13 protein-coding genes are annotated in these 15,736 nt (G+C 55.2%); 5 read left to right on the plus strand and 8 right to left on the minus strand.

Annotated elements, in window-relative coordinates:
* Positions 1 to 567: 567 nt before the first annotated feature.
* A complete protein-coding gene (locus tag VGN12_29370) occupies positions 568 to 3,570 on the minus strand; it encodes an RNA-directed DNA polymerase (protein ID HEY4313599.1) in 3,003 nt (1,000 codons plus the stop codon).
* A gap of 1,944 nt (positions 3,571 to 5,514) precedes the next feature.
* Between VGN12_29370 and VGN12_29375 the strand changes: the two genes are divergently transcribed.
* Positions 5,515 to 6,789: a metallophosphoesterase gene (locus VGN12_29375; GenBank protein ID HEY4313600.1), complete on the plus strand. Its 1,275-nt coding sequence runs from the start codon at positions 5,515 to 5,517 to the stop codon at positions 6,787 to 6,789.
* 207 nt (positions 6,790 to 6,996) lie between these two features.
* Here the strand turns inward: VGN12_29375 and VGN12_29380 are convergent, their stop codons facing one another.
* From VGN12_29380 to VGN12_29395, 4 genes are all read right to left on the minus strand, one after another.
* Positions 6,997 to 7,413 (minus strand): hypothetical protein, encoded by a 417-nt coding sequence (locus tag VGN12_29380; protein HEY4313601.1) that lies wholly within the window; start codon positions 7,411 to 7,413, stop codon positions 6,997 to 6,999.
* A gap of 216 nt (positions 7,414 to 7,629) precedes the next feature.
* Positions 7,630 to 8,100, minus strand: coding sequence for a hypothetical protein (locus tag VGN12_29385; protein HEY4313602.1), 471 nt, complete (start codon positions 8,098 to 8,100; stop codon positions 7,630 to 7,632).
* A 218-nt stretch (positions 8,101 to 8,318) separates the two neighbouring features.
* Positions 8,319 to 9,476 carry a site-specific integrase gene (locus VGN12_29390; GenBank protein HEY4313603.1) on the minus strand — a complete coding sequence of 386 codons (1,158 nt, stop codon included), beginning with the start codon at positions 9,474 to 9,476 and terminating at the stop codon, positions 8,319 to 8,321.
* A complete protein-coding gene (locus VGN12_29395; protein ID HEY4313604.1) occupies positions 9,477 to 10,277 on the minus strand; it encodes a hypothetical protein in 801 nt (266 codons plus the stop codon).
* A 137-nt stretch (positions 10,278 to 10,414) separates the two neighbouring features.
* On the opposite strand from VGN12_29395, the gene VGN12_29400 reads away from it, so the two are divergent.
* The 3 genes from VGN12_29400 (at position 10,415) to VGN12_29410 (ending at position 13,397) form a co-directional block, all read left to right on the plus strand.
* Positions 10,415 to 10,627, plus strand: coding sequence for a helix-turn-helix domain-containing protein (locus VGN12_29400; GenBank protein HEY4313605.1), 213 nt, complete (start codon positions 10,415 to 10,417; stop codon positions 10,625 to 10,627).
* 134 nt (positions 10,628 to 10,761) lie between these two features.
* A complete protein-coding gene (locus VGN12_29405; protein HEY4313606.1) occupies positions 10,762 to 11,595 on the plus strand; it encodes a hypothetical protein in 834 nt (277 codons plus the stop codon).
* Positions 11,596 to 12,083: 488 nt separating this feature from the next.
* Positions 12,084 to 13,397, plus strand: coding sequence for a DNA modification methylase (locus tag VGN12_29410; GenBank protein ID HEY4313607.1), 1,314 nt, complete (start codon positions 12,084 to 12,086; stop codon positions 13,395 to 13,397).
* Here the strand turns inward: VGN12_29410 and VGN12_29415 are convergent.
* A complete protein-coding gene (locus VGN12_29415; protein HEY4313608.1) occupies positions 13,348 to 14,076 on the minus strand; it encodes a hypothetical protein in 729 nt (242 codons plus the stop codon). The genes VGN12_29410 and VGN12_29415 overlap by 50 nt on opposite strands.
* Positions 14,077 to 14,196: 120 nt before the next feature.
* Complete coding sequence (locus tag VGN12_29420) at positions 14,197 to 14,499, minus strand: HTH domain-containing protein (GenBank protein HEY4313609.1); 303 nt, start codon at positions 14,497 to 14,499, stop codon at positions 14,197 to 14,199.
* 383 nt (positions 14,500 to 14,882) lie between these two features.
* On the opposite strand from VGN12_29420, the gene VGN12_29425 reads away from it, so the two are divergent.
* Positions 14,883 to 15,470: a helix-turn-helix domain-containing protein gene (locus VGN12_29425; protein ID HEY4313610.1), complete on the plus strand. Its 588-nt coding sequence runs from the start codon at positions 14,883 to 14,885 to the stop codon at positions 15,468 to 15,470.
* Between the two features lie 136 nt (positions 15,471 to 15,606).
* On the opposite strand, the gene VGN12_29430 is transcribed toward VGN12_29425, so the two are convergent.
* Positions 15,607 to 15,736: IS5/IS1182 family transposase (locus VGN12_29430; protein HEY4313611.1), on the minus strand; the 130-nt coding region annotated here is incomplete at its 5' end.

Below are 15,736 nucleotides of genomic sequence, written 5' to 3' on the forward strand. Positions count from 1 at the left end.
CCGATCGATGCGACAAACGGAGCCCTGTTTTGGCAGTGCTGCAAATATCTCGCGTTCGACGAGTTTTCAGTACTTTGCTTGTCGAGGTGAGAATACGTCTCCCAGGACCCTAATCGCCGAACAGGCTTGATCATTGCTCCGAAAAGACAAAGATATTTGCTTATTGATTGATTCGGCAGTGTGCCGCACCTCTTAACGCGCATCGAGGTCGCAACGGAGCAGAATGCGACCGGATGCTGAGCGCCCAGGACACACCCACCTGAGTCGTCAATTCTGGCTGAGTTTCTATGCACGGCGTTCGATTTACCGACTTAAGGTATCGGACCGACGAATCGCCCCTTGGCGGTAAACGCATCCCACTACGCATTTGATTACCGAGCCCGATGACGTAATCTGGGTTTCGGTGTTGACATAGGTCGATGCGACCCTTGGCTCGACTAGTTATGCCAGTTTATCGGAACGTCGGAATGGTTCGTTGTACCATCGCCAGCAAGTTGAAGTGCAAAAAGCGATCGCCGCGTTGATGCTTGAGTATTTGCCAATAGGGCCGCAATTTCACTGCTCACCCTATGTTCCCGGTATGACCCTCCGACTCCTGGAAATTTCAAAGCCTTCGGGAAATGGCTTGAACGGTTTTTCGGGTGGTTCCACCTGGCTTTGAAAATCGCGCAAGGCATGGATGTCGAGTTCCGCGACGACGAAGTAGTCAGCAAGGCCGCCCTTTACTCGTACCTCGTCCCTGGCCCAAGAATTTATATGTGGGACGCGAACCCGGCTATCGCCAAACATGCGGTTATTCACTAAGGCGACAAAGCAGTGGATGTCCAGAGCAGACGCATCCACCAGGGCGGAAAAGGATTCCAGATCTTGATTCCAGCTAAGCACAAAAAGTGAATCGATTTTGCCGCGAAATCTCAGGCGATGCTGCATATCGGTTAACTCGCTGCAGATCAGAAGGCCAAAGCGAAAGCCAAAGTGATTGAAAACGAACTTCACAGCAAGGTTCGCATCACTCGGACGTAACTCAATGCCAAACTTTTGACGCAATTCATCGCGCTCGTGGTGCGACGCTTTACCCTTGAGTTGCGTGAGGGCACACCATGAGGGATAGCCCAATCGGTTATCCGTCAAGAACAGCCTAGCGGCGCTGTCCACGCGGGGCCTGCGGCCTGTTCCATGGTGAGTGTATTCTTCGCCAGCAATCACCGAGATCCCCGAGCGTAAGAACCCCTCGGCAACCGTCCGCATCCATTGTTTGGGGATCGATAATTCAGGAAACAGCACGTATCGTGGGCGGGCGTTCTTGGGGGCCTTCAAGATGGCGGTGCAAAGGTCATAGAGCCGCTCGAATCTTTCAGCGCTAACATCCGGCTCTTGACCTGCAGCGGCGTGCCAGCTTTTCCACTCGGTTAAAAGGCTTGTCACCGCGATTCGAGGCGGCTGTTTCCCGGAGCCATGGCCAATCTTGACGACACGCGATCCGGCTTTAGGACTTGATGAACTGTCCGTGTAGAAGGTGCCACGAACCGAGTTGAGGGCATTCTTTAACTTGTTGATATCCGCGGCGCTATTTGGAATTAGGATCGAGATATCTGCGGGGCCAAGAGGACGGGTCGGAAACAGAATCGGCATCGTGGGAGTATCTTTCAGATCGACCTCTTCCAAAAGCTTGGTAATACCCTTTTGCTGCTTGTCCAATGATGGTGGCAAGTCGCTTGGAAGTTCGCTCGCGAACGTAATTTTTTCGGCGGATTCTTTTAGTAGATGTGCCTTAAATGGGTTGCGGCCCAAGTCTCGACAGAAAAGTTTCCTAGCCACGTCGATAACTTCGGCGGTGAAGTCATCGCTGCCGAACACGTCGCTCGCAATTCGCGTGTACAGCTTGCGGCACTCGCTCTTTCGCTGCAATCCGCATGATTTTAATAGCGCCTCTTCAAACGCTAAATGTAAGTGCCGAAACACACCCTCCCATATTCGATCCGCTGTGGGGGCGTTCTGCGGTGCATTCATGTACTTCAGCACCGCGTGTTCGCGGATCTCGCCGAACAAGTCGATTACGGTTGCTACAAACTGATGAGCGTACTTCCAGTCGCCACAGTATACGGCGATCGAAACTAGCCGCGGCAAATAGTCCGCAAGCTCAAACAGTTTTCCGGGAGCGATGATGTGTCGCTTGGCAAACTCGTAGAAATCTTCCCGCTCAGATTTCCATTCCGCGGGGGGCAAGGCATCGGCAATTGCGTCGAGGTTTCGAAGCAGAATGGCGAACCCTAGCCGCTTCAATAGAAGCGTGTCGGTTTTTCGTAGTGCGTCACCATCAGAATTGCCGTCTTTTGACGTAGTCAGGACTCTGGCGGCAGCAGATTTTTCCATCTGCTTTAGGTCAGGGAGTAGGCGCCATTCACTCGTGACCTCGTCAACTTTTGACTTGATGGCATCAAGCAAGTCCGCATTGTCGATTAGGAAGACACACTGTTTATCGGCCTGGAATTCGATCTCGCTGGATTGCGCATATGGCAGCGAAACAGTCAAACGCTTGCCATCTTGCTCTATGAGCCCGTCAGCCCGTTCAACGATCCAGTCGAGCACCTCCCTGCCATTAGCAAAGTCTCCGGTGTCTCGAAGGACGAGAAAAATGTCGTCGACATATCGCGCATAGTAGATGGGCGTAAGTGCTTTCTGGATACGGCGGTCAAATTCCAGAAGCAGCACATTAGCGATTACCCGCGAGGCGGTCGCACCTACCGGCACACCAACGGGCGTACCCGCAACGTAACCTGGAACTGCTCCTCCCCATGTCTCGAATGAGGTGACCAACGACTCAGTGAAAGCTTTGTGCGCCTTGGACAAGGCTGGTTTGCCGTCGTCGGATTTCGAGATTAAAGTCAGAAACTTTTTGTTTAAGAGAAACCGCGGATCAACCTTATGGAAAAATCGGGTAAAGTCCATAGTGAGTGCCACAACCGCTTTGCCGTCATGCAGCTCGCGTCGAATCGCGGCGAATCCACCGTCTCGCCATTTTTTGTAGGACTGAAAGTAGGGCGAGAAGCTTTGCCATATGGTGCGATGATAGGCTTTCGTTCCGGCGATCCGTCGAAGCCGAGCGCCGAGGGCAGCGTCGCTCAAGCACGCGTCAAGTTTTTCGCCTACGTGATTGATCCATAGTGCACAAACAATATGCATGTCGACACTGAAGTCCGCCATCGGCCGAAACTCAGCAACAAGCTGGGTTGTGTCAGAACTCGCTGCGTCAAAAATGCGGTTCCAATTGCTTTCAGCGTTTGACGCGAAGAATTTGGGACCGTCTTTATCGTCCGCCGGCAGGGTTAGCTTCTTTGGAACGAATGTAACCCCGCCAATGAAATCCCGGTCAGCGTACCACGGGCGTGCTGTTCCCGTGCGAAGGCGTTTCTGCAACTTTTGAAGATTGCCTTGAAGATTTTCTTCATAGATCGCGAATCGCTTCGCGTTGGGGATTGACCTCTCGTAGAACAAGTCGGCCTTTGCCTTGCGATAGGCCAAGTAGAGGTCTTCATCCGAAAACAGGTCGGCGGGCCGAGATTTGGACATATTCGATGCCACGAGGTAGTGTCGGAGGTTTCAGGTCACAATTCCTCCGTGCCGCGGTGCATTTCTAGCAACCAGTCCAAATTGGTTAGCGTATCTTAGTCGGCCGCGTTACCTCTCACCAGTCGGCACGGTATTACTAGGGCGTGGTTGACAACTGCGCAGTTAACTCGCCCGGCGAGATGGTTGGCGAAATTCGGGCAGGATCCGTTTCGCAGAAGAAATCTCCCGTCCACACGGCCAGGCGAGGCTCTATTTGAAAGGTGAGGGATTCGCCTGCACCTTCTCGATAATGCCGGCATTCTTCAAATATGAAATCGCAGCCACCTAACAGCACCGTAGCAAGGTAAATGCGTGGACCGTGGCCGACAGCGTCCGTCGCTAGAATATCGCGTCCTTGGCCTACTTCCCCTTGTGTTGCCGAACACTATCTACGCAAGCGACGTTTTTTTGGTTATATCGATCTGCACGAATGACTTGCCGAAGAGCTATGTGCCATTCGTTACATCGACCGTAGCAGCATGGCCAAGTGCGGAAGGACGAACCGTCAGAGGGTTCTGCTCGACGCTCCCGGACACGCCCGCCTTACGCAATCGCTCACGCGATTGTGACAGCTGTTTGCCTCGTGAATCGATTGGTAGCCCGCAAGATGACTTGGAGGGGCGTGGCGCTCGATTCGTGAGAAGTGCTTATTGTTGGCTACCACCAATAGCCCACTCTTGGCTTCTCTTATTGCGGCGGGCACGAATTGATGAGCGACCAGATTTGGCCGGTAGATCTTTCCGGTAGATTGGTCGCGGCATTACGCTATTCTAAGGCCTGTGGCCTACCCCCGTTTTTCTATCGCGGACGCCGCATAACGATGAGTCGAAAGCGAGTCGACCCCCACCCATTGGACTATGACTGGCGATTCACGTCGTCGACCGTGGATTTCCTAACCAAAGAGTTGCGAGATGGCGACTGTTTGTTGGCTGGTGTACCGTCACTCGTCGACGCTGCGTCGTCGTCCGGCTCGAGCCGTAGAGTCAGGCTTGTCGATTGGCAGCCTAATCTGGGGTCCTATGAAACCGTGAACATCAACCTTGCCGATCCTCTCGCCCAGAGTTTCGACATCGCACTAGTCGACCCCCCTTGGTACCCCAAGGAGTATCTTCGTTGGGTGACCTGGGTTGCGCAGCATCTTCCACCCGGAGGAGAAATCCTCGCTTCTCTTTGGCCAGTTGAAACTAGACCAACAGCCAGCGACGAGCGCGCTTCGATATTGCGCAGTATCTCCGACTGGGCAGACGTGGACTTGAATCCGGGAGTCTTGAGATACCAAGTTCCACATTTTGAAATGTGTGCATTTCAAGCTCAGGAAAGGAATATCCCACCCAAGCCGTGGAGAGTAGGCGATCTAGTTCGGCTGAATATAAACAAGCAACCAGGGCTAAGGTCCGCTCTAAGGCCCGCGGGAAGGTGGCATCGGTTCGTTTGGAACGACTACCAACTAGCACTTCGAGTGTCACCGGAAGTTACCGGACCGGTCGAAATTGCGCCAGTTCCGGGAGCTAAGGGCTGGATTTGGCCGTCGGTCAGCCGACGAGCCCCGGGGCGCGATGAAATCACGCTCTGGAGTTCCGCCAACGAGGTTGCGAAAGTCCACGGGGCGGGCTCATTACTAAAGATATTGATGCAATGGACAAGCAGTGGCGAGCTATGCACCAGCGACGCCGGGGACCAGCTTGTGCAGCTCTGCGAGCAATGGAACTTCCCCAAATCCTCTCTATGGAGGTCAGAACAATGGCACCACCCCGGGTAGCCCTTCGATTCAGGGACACCACACCGGACATCGACACGATAGCGGAGCATCAGAGGCTCATCGAACAGCACGGATCATGTTGGTGGGGCTGGTGGCGAAAGGATTGGGAGCCTGAATTCGCGTCGCTCTTCCAGGAACTTGCTACCGTGCGAGGATCCGTCGTCCTTGTCGATAGATCGACGAGGAGCGCGTTCCATGCCGAGTTTCTGCAGGCGACGCGCGATGGCGCACAGGTAGATGACGAACGAATTCCCCCATACTACCAAGCTTTCAAGCAGTCTGTATCTGGCTGGTTCCTTCTGACTTCGATCAATACTGTTCAGTATGACGCGAAAATTGGAATGCGGTTGGGCGCCACAACCCTGCTGATACTTGACGCAGCAGAGTTGCCCGCACCGACTCGACCGAGCCCGCACAAGAGCGGCAGGCACTGCCTTCTGCATCTATCGGATCTGCACTTTGGGAAAGACTATGCTTACCTGCCTCCAGGCAAGACCCCAGAAATTGGTGATACCAGACAGACGTTGACGCATTGTATCGTGAAGGACCTTGCCCGACTTGAACTCCAGGATGACATTGGACTTGTGATTATCTCCGGTGACTTCACAACCGGCGGTGACTGGACTGATGTAACACGCAATTCGATTCTCAAGGAGGTCGAGAACCTCTTGGCGGCCCTGAAGCTTAGCAAGGACGCTCTGCTGGCGATTCCGGGAAACCATGACGTAGTGCGTTACCCGGAAGGAGCAAATATCGACGTGGCAATGCTCGCGGTGGACCGACAGACGCGTAAGGAGCACGAAACTACATTCCGGGTATTTCAGGAAGAACTGACGGGCCGGCGGTGGAACGAACCACTGACGTATTCGTCTCGATTCACACTGGACAACGTTGAAATAGACGTCCGTGCCTTAAACTCCTGCAACATCGTGCCAACAAAGTGGACCGAGTACGGCTATGTGGGAATCGACGGATTGGACGTATTGTCAGAGAATCACGGCAGCTCAAGCGGCTTGCCTGTTCTTAAGATCTTAGCCATCCATCACCACTTACTCCCAACTATAGGTGTCGAAGCCCCCAACAAGCAAGGTGTTTCCCTCACCCTCGATGCTGTCGAACTCCTTGACTCAGCCCAGATGAATGGTGTGGACTTGATCCTTCATGGGCACCAACATAGGGCTAGAATTTCACAGTACGCGTCTCTACCGTTCATGAACGGCGATGTACGTCAGCCAATGATTATCGTGTCAGGGGGAAGTGCTGGAGCCAAAGCGGATCGCCTTCCTGGATCGGACCGAAACACTTATTCCGTTTTCGAGATCCAGCCATCGGAAATCCATCTCTGGCTCAGAGAGCTTCGTTTTGACGCTCAAGAAGGAGCAATGCTGTTTGATGGGCCGTTGCCAATACACCCATCCTGACCGTCCATGGCTGAGATTTGCAGTGTTCCACTCGCGCCGTTCGCCAATGCCACACCCGGATTCACGGACTGGTAATAAAACACAAGGTAAAACCGTCATAAGCCTCGGCCGACCAAGGACAGGCCCACTTGTGCGTGCTTGGACGCGGCGTTCGTGACTGCGTTGGCGGCATTTAGACGGCCGACACGCGATATCAGCCCTCCTGCCCTAATTAGCGCGCGGCTTGGCGATGCTGCGAACGAAGTGGTCGAATTGTTCGTCGTGGTGATTGCCATCGGCAGTTCCCGCCGTGAAAGCGACAAATAGTCGTTTATTCCCGATCTGGATGATGTAATTCACCTGCCGTACCGCAACGCCCCGCTCCATATTCGTATGAATTATTTTGACCATTTCCTTGCAGTCCTCGGCAACCACTAACTCGCTTGACTCCAGCTTGTAGTTCTGAAGCGCGTTCGGCAAATCCCGCTCATATTTAGTCTTCAGCTCGGACAGCGTGCTTGTACCGTGCTGGTCTCTGATAACGATATTCGGTCTCCGCCCTTTTTCGCCGGGCAGCGTGATTTCGTTGTAGGTTAACTTCAAGTCCTGAGTCTGCAGCCAATCACGTGGCAGCAAGTAGATCACTTCTTTCGATCGATCAAGGCGCCAGCGCGGGCCAGGGTAGTATGGATCACTGAGATTAAGTTCTAAAGATGGCAGCGCTTTGTTTAAAGCGTCTACACCCGCCTTTGTAAGACCATGAAGATCGAGCCCAAGGCGCGTAAGTCCCCGAAACCGCGTGAACTTCGGTACACACTCGTCCGTGAAGTTGCGGCCCTTTAGACGAAGACTTTGCGGTGTCTACAGATCGACGAATGCGTCGAGCGCGGCGGCTGTTAAGTCCTTATCAGAAACGCTCAACTCCCGGAGCCGCGGCAGCGTGGCCAAGCTCTTCAATCCTCCATCGGTAACGTCGCAGTCGCTGATTGTTAAAAACATTACGTTTTCGCAGCCGCGGAGCAGCGACAGGTCGTCGTCCGTCAGCGGGACACGCGTGAAGCTGAGCGCCAGATTCTGCTGAATAGGCTTCAATGTCGCCAAAAGTTCAGTAGCTGCCGCCCACGACTTCTTCTCGAACGCGATCTCGACATAGTCGATCCGCCCATGAGCGGTTAAGTCGAGCACGGCGTTCTTTGCGACCCGCACCCCGCGCGCCTTTAGCGCGGCGAGAATCGTCGCGTCCGAATCACTCGGTAACTGCTCGGCGAGGGTGCCACGTGCCGTGACGATGAACGCCACAAATAGCAGTAATCGAATCGTGGACCATTTCATGGTGAAAATCGACTCAATCGACCCCCCGGGTTCTTTTGATCTTGCAGTATCACTGTCGGCCCGCAATGCGTCGAAGTCAATCGGAAGTGTCGACCGGTCTTGCGCGCAGATGTCGAACCGACACTGGCCACTTCTGCTTCTCGTAACTCGTGCGAACGGCAGTTGATTCGCGAGAACACGGAAGAACCACCGATTTTTTGGAGGCTGTCGGCACTAGGTCATGCATCGGTGACCGCGTGATTTAGCTGACGCGTCGACACGCGCAGCAGCGCATCCAGCTTGCTCGCAGCCTCGATGCCCATCGTCGGCAAGACGTGACTGTACGTATCCAAAGTTATGCCGATCTGCGAATGTCCAAGGCGTTCTTGCACAACCTTCGGGTGCACACCTGCTGCGAGGAGCAACGATGCCGACGTGTGCCGCAGGTCGTGGAACCTCATGTCGGGCAGCTTCGCCCTTTTGAGGAGCGGTTTGAACTCGTCGAAATGAAAGTGGCTTCGCCTTAGCGGGCCGCCTGTCGAGTTGCAGAAAACCCATGGACTTTCCTCGAACCCCTGAGCGATCAACTTTAATCGATGCGCCCTAAGTGCTTCGACGGCGCTTTGCGGCAGGTCGATCCGGCGACGGCTCTTGTCTGTCTTTGGCTCGGTCAACGTCAGCTTGCCTTTCAGTTCCATCAGCGTATGGCGGACGTGCAACCTCGCGTTTTTCAGATCGACGTTCCTCCACTGCAAGGCGAAAATCTCCCCCATCCGCATTCCGGTGCCGATCGCCAAAACAAACAAGGCGTAAAGCCTGTCACCCTCGGCCGTCTGCAGTAGCGTTTGAACCTGCTCGGCCGATAGCGCCGCCACCTCGGTCTTCGCCACACGCGGAGGATCTACGGCGTCGCAGACGTTTCGTATCACCAGACCCCATCGAAGCGCCTGTTTCAGCGCACGCCGAAGCACAGCGTGCGTCAGCTGCCTCAAACGCGGACTTTTGCCATCCCGTTCCATGTCCGAGTAAAGGGACTGCACGTGGATCGGGCTCAATTTGGTGAGCATGACGCCACCGATCCGGGGCGTAATGTGATTGTCGATCACGCTTCGGTAACTGTCATGCGTCGTGGCCCGCACAGTTGGCCGGGCGGCGTCTTCGAGCCAACGCTCGAGAAACGTCGACAACCGAACCTTTGTCGGTTCCGCTACCGCGCCTTCCAGCATCTTGGACCGGGCGCCGGAGAGCTGGTCCTGGACTCCTTGCTTGCAATCGCCAAAGAGGGTCTGCCGCCGTCGCCGCCCATTGGGCGCGTAGCCGACGCTATAGGTCGCGCACCAACGTCCGTCAGCGCGCTGGTAGATGGATCCTTCGCCATTGCCGCGGCGTTTGCGCATTTATCCATTCCGTCGTATATTCTTAATCCACGTTGAAACGGTTTTTGAATCTGAGCCAACCGCCTTGACGATCTGAGGAACGGACCGCCCCTGGCGATGAAGAGTGACTGCTTGCTTTTTGCGTTGATAACAGTGCTTTACGCGGCAGTTGGTCGAGCAATGGATACGGTCGCTTCGGCTAACGCTCGGAGTTACTTCAAATGGTTTGTTGCAATGTGCACAGTCGTGATAGCGCTTGTCTTCTTGCAGCGCCTCGACCAATTGCACTTTCATGGCGTCCAGAAGACAGTGACAAACTGTTTGCACCACAGCGCGCCCATCAATCTGCGTAACAGTCAAAGTCACGGGCATTTCGCGCACGAGTCGATCAACAAAGCCAGATTGAAGCTTGCGCTCTGATGCGCTGCTCAGTCGCTTAGAGCAATCGCCGATTTGGTCTAGAAAGTGAACAGCTCGGCGCATCTTCTTGATTTCGTAACGCCAACGCTTGAGTGCGAGTCCGTACCCCTTCAGAATTTGACGATGACTCGCGATGTCTCCGTAACGATTCGCGAATTCGAGGATTCGACGTTCGGACGGACCCAGGTTTGCAAAAATCCGGAAGAGGGCTCGCTCTTTGAGGAATGGGTCGTACGCTTCGCCCATCGCACGCCACGGACGCTCTGCTCGGCGTGAAATTGGCACGAGTAGTCTTACGCTTGCCCGCGGAACCCCCTCGGTCTTTTGCTCGGCGAGAGTAATAAGATCTCGCCATCGGTAGCCGCCCGAATTGACCACAATCTGTGCGGAAAAGCGGTTCATACTCGCGCTCGTTCTTTACGAATGTCTTTACGGCTAATCTGTACATAAACGTTTTTATCGTCGCACATGAACTCTAAGATGTACCGAGTCGTCGCCCGGTGAGCAAGCGACGTTTTGTTGGAAAAGAAGGAAGACAGATGACGATCGCAGAGACGCAAAAACAATGGGCCTCCGACACCCGCGGACTTCAGTCAGTCCGCGTCGTCGCGGAGTTTCTGGCTATTAGTCGCTCGAAGGTCTATGCGCTGATGGAAAGTGGAGACCTTCCTTACGTCAAACTCGGCAAGTCCCGCCGCGTGCGATGGTCCGACGTCTTAACGCTCGTCGACAACAATACTGTCGCGCGATAGTTCCGATTTAGGTAATTTGAGCCGCGCCGCGTACAGCCGGGCACGCAAACCCGCCGGGTATCTCACCGATCGCCGTGAGCTGCGTTGCAACGTGTTTGCTGTCATCAGTGCCAACCACATTGTTGAGGAATATCATGACGAACGTCGTTGAATGCAAAGCCATACCCCTGGATAGGATCGAGATCGATCCCGCAGTGCAGCCCCGCGAACACTTCGATCCCAAAGTCGTTGAGGAATACGCCGAGAAAATGAGCCATGGCTCAAAATTTCCGGACCCCACTGTTTTTGAGTCCGACGGCCATTGGCTTCTTGCCGATGGCCACTATCGTCTTGAAGCGATGCGTCGTCTGAATCCTCCCCCAGAAATCGTCGATTGCAGTGTGAGGGAGGGGGGCAAGCGGGCCGCAACGCTATGGGCAGCGAGCGCAAATACCGATCACGGTGTCCGACGCACTAACGCCGACAAGCGCCGTGCCGTGCTGCAACTCCTCAATGACGAGGAATGGTCCAGCTGGTCAGACCGGGAGATCGCTGATCACTGCGGCGTAAGCCATACGTTCGTATCTCTGTTTCGAAATGAACTGTCAACCGTTGACAGTTCAAAACAATCTGTCAAGCGAAAAGGGAAAGACGGCAAGGTCCGCAAATCGCCCACGAAAAAGCTGAAGCGCAAGCAACAGGAGAAAGCAACGCAGGCCGTGGCGACAACTCCTACTGGGGAGTCCTGTCCGACTGGAGTCGACCACGAGCGAAGTGAGCATGGCGACTGCCGCGAGTGCCTGGACCCGGAAATCGCAGCAGCGACCGAGACGACGCGGACACGAGGCGAACTGGCGAGGGAGCTGCAGGCAGCCATCACGCCATTGATCGCGCATTGGCCGTCTCGCGCCGATTGTGCTCGGGTGCTGCGAGACATCGCAGACAATATTGAGACGGCAAGTATCGAACGGGACGAGGTGTTGGTATGAGCAGCGAACTGGCGATGTCCAAAGTCGCGCGGGTTATTGGGCCGCATTGCGGATCGTCGGTTTCGCAGCCGACCGGCCCATTGAGGAGTCATGGTTGCTCCAGGCGTGTTGCTTGGCCGGGTTTCGTGTCGCGGCGAGTTGTCCCGGATAACGAAAAGATGCCGCGTTAGAAATGAGCCGGGTTACAACCTCCCCGGTCAACGGAGCGGAGCAGTCAAAGGACGTTTCCACGCGAATGTGGTTTTCCCAGGCAACGGGTGCGTAGTTGATCGCACAGACCGCCAAACGTCCTGGTCCACAATGTCAGAAGCCAAAAAAAACGTCCGACAGTAGCCGGCCGCCTTGTCGAGGGAGCGGCCCCGCCGAGTGAATCAAATAGGCGCAGCCACGAATTGTGACCATCCGCCAGCCCGCGTCAACCACATAGCTGACGAAGGGATTGGCGGCGAAGCGCGCGGGCGGCCATTCAAAGACATTAGGGTGCAATCATGAAAGTCGAATTGTGGAATTTGTCTGATATCAGGCCCTATCCGGGCAATCCTCGTATCAACCATGACGCCGTCGCCGCGGTAGCCGCCAGTATCCGCGAGTTCGGCTTTCGGCAACCAATCGTTGTCGACATCGAAGGCGTCATCATCTGCGGTCATACGCGGTGGAAGGCAGCATTGAAGCTTGGCCTCAAAAACGTGCCGATCCACATCGCCAACGATTTATCGCCCGAACAGGTCAAAGCGTACCGCATTGCGGACAATCAGACTGCGAGTCTGGCGGAATGGGATAACGAGTTGCTTTCCCTCGAGTTGCTCGAATTGCAGTCGTTAAATTTTGATCTCGAGTCATTGGGTTTCGATCAGGACGAGCTGGTGGAACTGCTCAATCCTGATCTGAAGGAAGGCCTTTGCGACCCTGATGACGTGCCAGCACTACCAGACGAGGCGACAACTCAGTCAGGCGACCTATGGATTCTCGGCAACCACCGATTGCTATGTGCCGATTCAAGCAACCTCGAAGACGTTGACCGCCTACTTGACGGCGCAACGATTCATCTGGTAAACGCCGATCCGCCGTACAACGTCAAGGTCGAGCCCCGTAGCAACAATGCGATCGCCGCGGGCCTTTCATCGTTTGCCGGGCCGAAGCATCACCAGTCGATGGACGTCGCCCGCCACCCCACGAAGTCCAAACCCACAGGTAGAAAACTCCGCGCCAAGGATCGGCCACTTGCTAATGATTTCGTGACTGATGAAGCCTTCAATGGCTTGTTGGCAGCCTGGTTCGGCAACATGGCCCGCGTTCTCGCACCCGGCCGCGGTTTTTATATCTGGGGCGGCTACGCAAACTGTGCGAACTACCCCCCAGTGCTGAAGGCGACGGGACTGTACTTCTCGCAAGCTCTCATTTGGGTGAAGGAACACCCCGTGCTTACGCGAAAGGATTTCATGGGGAATCACGAGTGGTGTTTTTATGGCTGGCGAGAAGGAGCTGCTCACCAGTGGCTCGGGCCCACGAACGCGACCGACGTGTGGAGCATTAAGAAGGTGAACCCACAGTCCATGATCCATCTGACTGAAAAGCCGGTTGAGCTCGCTGTGCGAGCGATGAAGTACTCCTCGCGCACCGGCGAGAACGTGCTGGACCTGTTCGGCGGCTCTGGGTCGACGTTGATCGCGGCGGAACAGACCGGTCGACATGCCTACTTGATGGAGCTCGACGCTCTTTATTGCGACGTGATTGTTCAGCGTTGGGAGAAGTTCACGGGGCAGAAGGCGGAACGCGTATCCCCAGCACTGCCATCAGATTGAGAAACTCGTCGATAGACCGCGCGCCCGGATTCTGAGTTCCGGGGATCTTGCCGCCAAAAACACTTCTGAGGTTATCGTCTTCAACAACGGGCGCGTCCCAGCCGAGCTTCGGATGGATGACGTGGTCGCAAATCAAAAATGTGCCGAGTTCATTTTCGGATCGTTTTCGATATCCATTATCCCAGCGTCTCAAAAGTCGTTCATCGTCGAAGCGGCCGCTATCTTTATGAATTCGATGACTTTGACTGAGTGGCTTTGGGGGATTTCCGTCGACCATACAGTTGCTTGGTAACGTCAGATTTCTACTGCGGTACCACGAAGCCGCGTCGTCGTGCGAAGAGAACACTCCGCGCACTTGCAATACCGCTGTAAAGCGGCGATGCACATGATCATAACCCCAATATCTGCGCTTCACGGTCATGTATCCCACCAGATCGCCAGGGAGGAGACGAGGTGCAAACCGGGCCGCTCGGCAAAGGCACGAGATGGATGGCGAAGTGTGTTCAAGGTCAGGTTCTCGACGAATCGATCCATCGATGAACGGCTGAAGATGGTGCGCCTCGCAGGCCTCGCGCCCTGCGCGCGATGCAACGAGCGGAGTGTATGTGACGAGGTAGAAATGGGCGGTCATGTCGAGAGTATAGATGTGGTCAGCAACGGGGCAAATAAACGTCGGCATCTAAACTCGCCATTCGCGTCCTGTCGCCGCAGCAACCGACACCCACCCATGGGGGCCGCGGACGAGAAAACGCCCACGCATGGGGCCACGTGGACGTTTGGGCGCGAAACGGGCGAAAAGCTATCCCGCGATCACGAATTTGCCGCGTTCGGCCTTTGCAAAGCGAGCGTCTTTCGCCTTCTGGCTGATCTCGCGCAGGATCGCGCTATAAAGGGTGGCGTGCGGTGTTTTGCCGCCTGGGGTGCTCCAGTATCCCTTGGCAGCCATGGCGTGAATCATTTGCTGCGTGGTCATCGGCCGACCTTCCTCGGCTAAAATGAGTGCTGCTGCAGCCAATGCGCTCAGCTTTTTGGGCTTCTCAGTTTCAGCGTTCCTCTTGGATTTAACCTCGACAACCGCCGGATCTGCAGATTGCTGCTTCATGTCGACCGTGACCTTTGGGGAGGTTGTGGCACGAGTGCGTTTCGTCGCAGACATAGTTGATCTCCAATGCGGGATGTTCTGCATCGCAGGCGGTCGATCAGTCGACAATACGCCCACATATGCAATCAACACACAGGAGCCATTCAATGCCGAGCACATCAAGGGGGTGCCGGCGGCTACGTCCCGAAAGAGTCCGACAAATCCTGTGAGATTCTCCTTAGCAGTTCCATTGCGGAGCGAATGCACTTGGCCCTCTCGGCGCTCCCTGCCTTCGATCATCCGACTGCACGTCACAATTTTCGCCGCCATCCACCGGAACGGCGTGGCACTCGTCGGAACGAGCATGCAGTGATAAAAATGGCAATATTCTAAGAGAGCCAATAATGCCGCCCGACCGCAGCAAGAAATTAGCGATTCAGAAGCGGCGCCACGCCGTAGCGGATTTGTATTTGAAAGGCTGGAGCCAGACTGCCATCGCCGAGCAACTAGGAATTTGTCAGACGACGGTCTGCGTCGATCTCAAAAAGATCCGTCAACAATGGCGGGAGTCCGCCGTCCGCGATTTCGATGAAGCTCGACAGGTCGAATTGCTGAAACTGGATCGAATCGAGCGCGAGGCTTGGGCTGGTTGGGAGCGGTCGCAAAAGCCGACACAGGCGGCAGTCATCTCTAGCGAGATAGGTCGGGAGCGGACGCGCAAGAGTTCGAAGAACCAAGTCGGCGACCCCAAGTTCTTGGAACAAGTACTCCGATGCATTCTCAACCGTCGGGCGATGCTGGGGCTCGACGCCCCAACCAGAATCGCGCCTGTGATGTCAGAACCCGTCCGCATGACACCGGAGCAACGGCAGCAACATATCGACGCAATTATCGAAGAGCGGAAGAGGATGTTGGTTCGTACTCCAGACCACAACAACGGCCAAGCTCTTCTCGTCAAGCCTAGCGCTCATTCATCCGAAAACTCTCCTTAGCGCAAAGTCGGACCCACTAAGGGCGAAGTGGGTCCGAACTCGCTTGCCTTCTTCGGACGCCAGAGGTACTGACTGTCCAGGCGTCCGAGAAAGTCGGACGTGCTAAGGGCTTTTTGCTGGCAATTCGACTAAAAGCCTATCCGAGAACCTTGGCGGCTCTCAAGGCGACGATAGCGAATTGAAAATGGAGCAGGCCCAGATAATTCGCGGCTTTCTTTTCCCAGCGGATCAACAAGCGCCGTGCGCGGTTGAGCCAGGAGTGCGTG

Source organism: Pirellulales bacterium (genome assembly GCA_036499395.1).
In the GTDB taxonomy this organism is placed as follows: domain Bacteria; phylum Planctomycetota; class Planctomycetia; order Pirellulales; family JACPPG01; genus JACPPG01.

What these genes read in the sequence shown, in the direction of transcription:
- VGN12_29370 (HEY4313599.1), bottom strand. Translation starts at nt 3,570, where the DNA reads ATGTCCAAATCTCGGCCCGCCGACCTGTTTTCGGATGAAGACCTCTAC.
- VGN12_29385 (HEY4313602.1), bottom strand. Translation starts at nt 8,100, where the DNA reads ATGAAATGGTCCACGATTCGATTACTGCTATTTGTGGCGTTCATCGTC.
- VGN12_29390 (HEY4313603.1), bottom strand. Translation starts at nt 9,476, where the DNA reads ATGCGCAAACGCCGCGGCAATGGCGAAGGATCCATCTACCAGCGCGCT.
- VGN12_29395 (HEY4313604.1), bottom strand. Translation starts at nt 10,277, where the DNA reads ATGAACCGCTTTTCCGCACAGATTGTGGTCAATTCGGGCGGCTACCGA.
- VGN12_29400 (HEY4313605.1), top strand. Translation starts at nt 10,415, where the DNA reads ATGACGATCGCAGAGACGCAAAAACAATGGGCCTCCGACACCCGCGGA.
- VGN12_29405 (HEY4313606.1), top strand. Translation starts at nt 10,762, where the DNA reads ATGACGAACGTCGTTGAATGCAAAGCCATACCCCTGGATAGGATCGAG.
- VGN12_29410 (HEY4313607.1), top strand. Translation starts at nt 12,084, where the DNA reads ATGAAAGTCGAATTGTGGAATTTGTCTGATATCAGGCCCTATCCGGGC.
- VGN12_29415 (HEY4313608.1), bottom strand. Translation starts at nt 14,076, where the DNA reads ATGCCGACGTTTATTTGCCCCGTTGCTGACCACATCTATACTCTCGAC.
- VGN12_29420 (HEY4313609.1), bottom strand. Translation starts at nt 14,499, where the DNA reads ATGAAGCAGCAATCTGCAGATCCGGCGGTTGTCGAGGTTAAATCCAAG.
- VGN12_29425 (HEY4313610.1), top strand. Translation starts at nt 14,883, where the DNA reads ATGCCGCCCGACCGCAGCAAGAAATTAGCGATTCAGAAGCGGCGCCAC.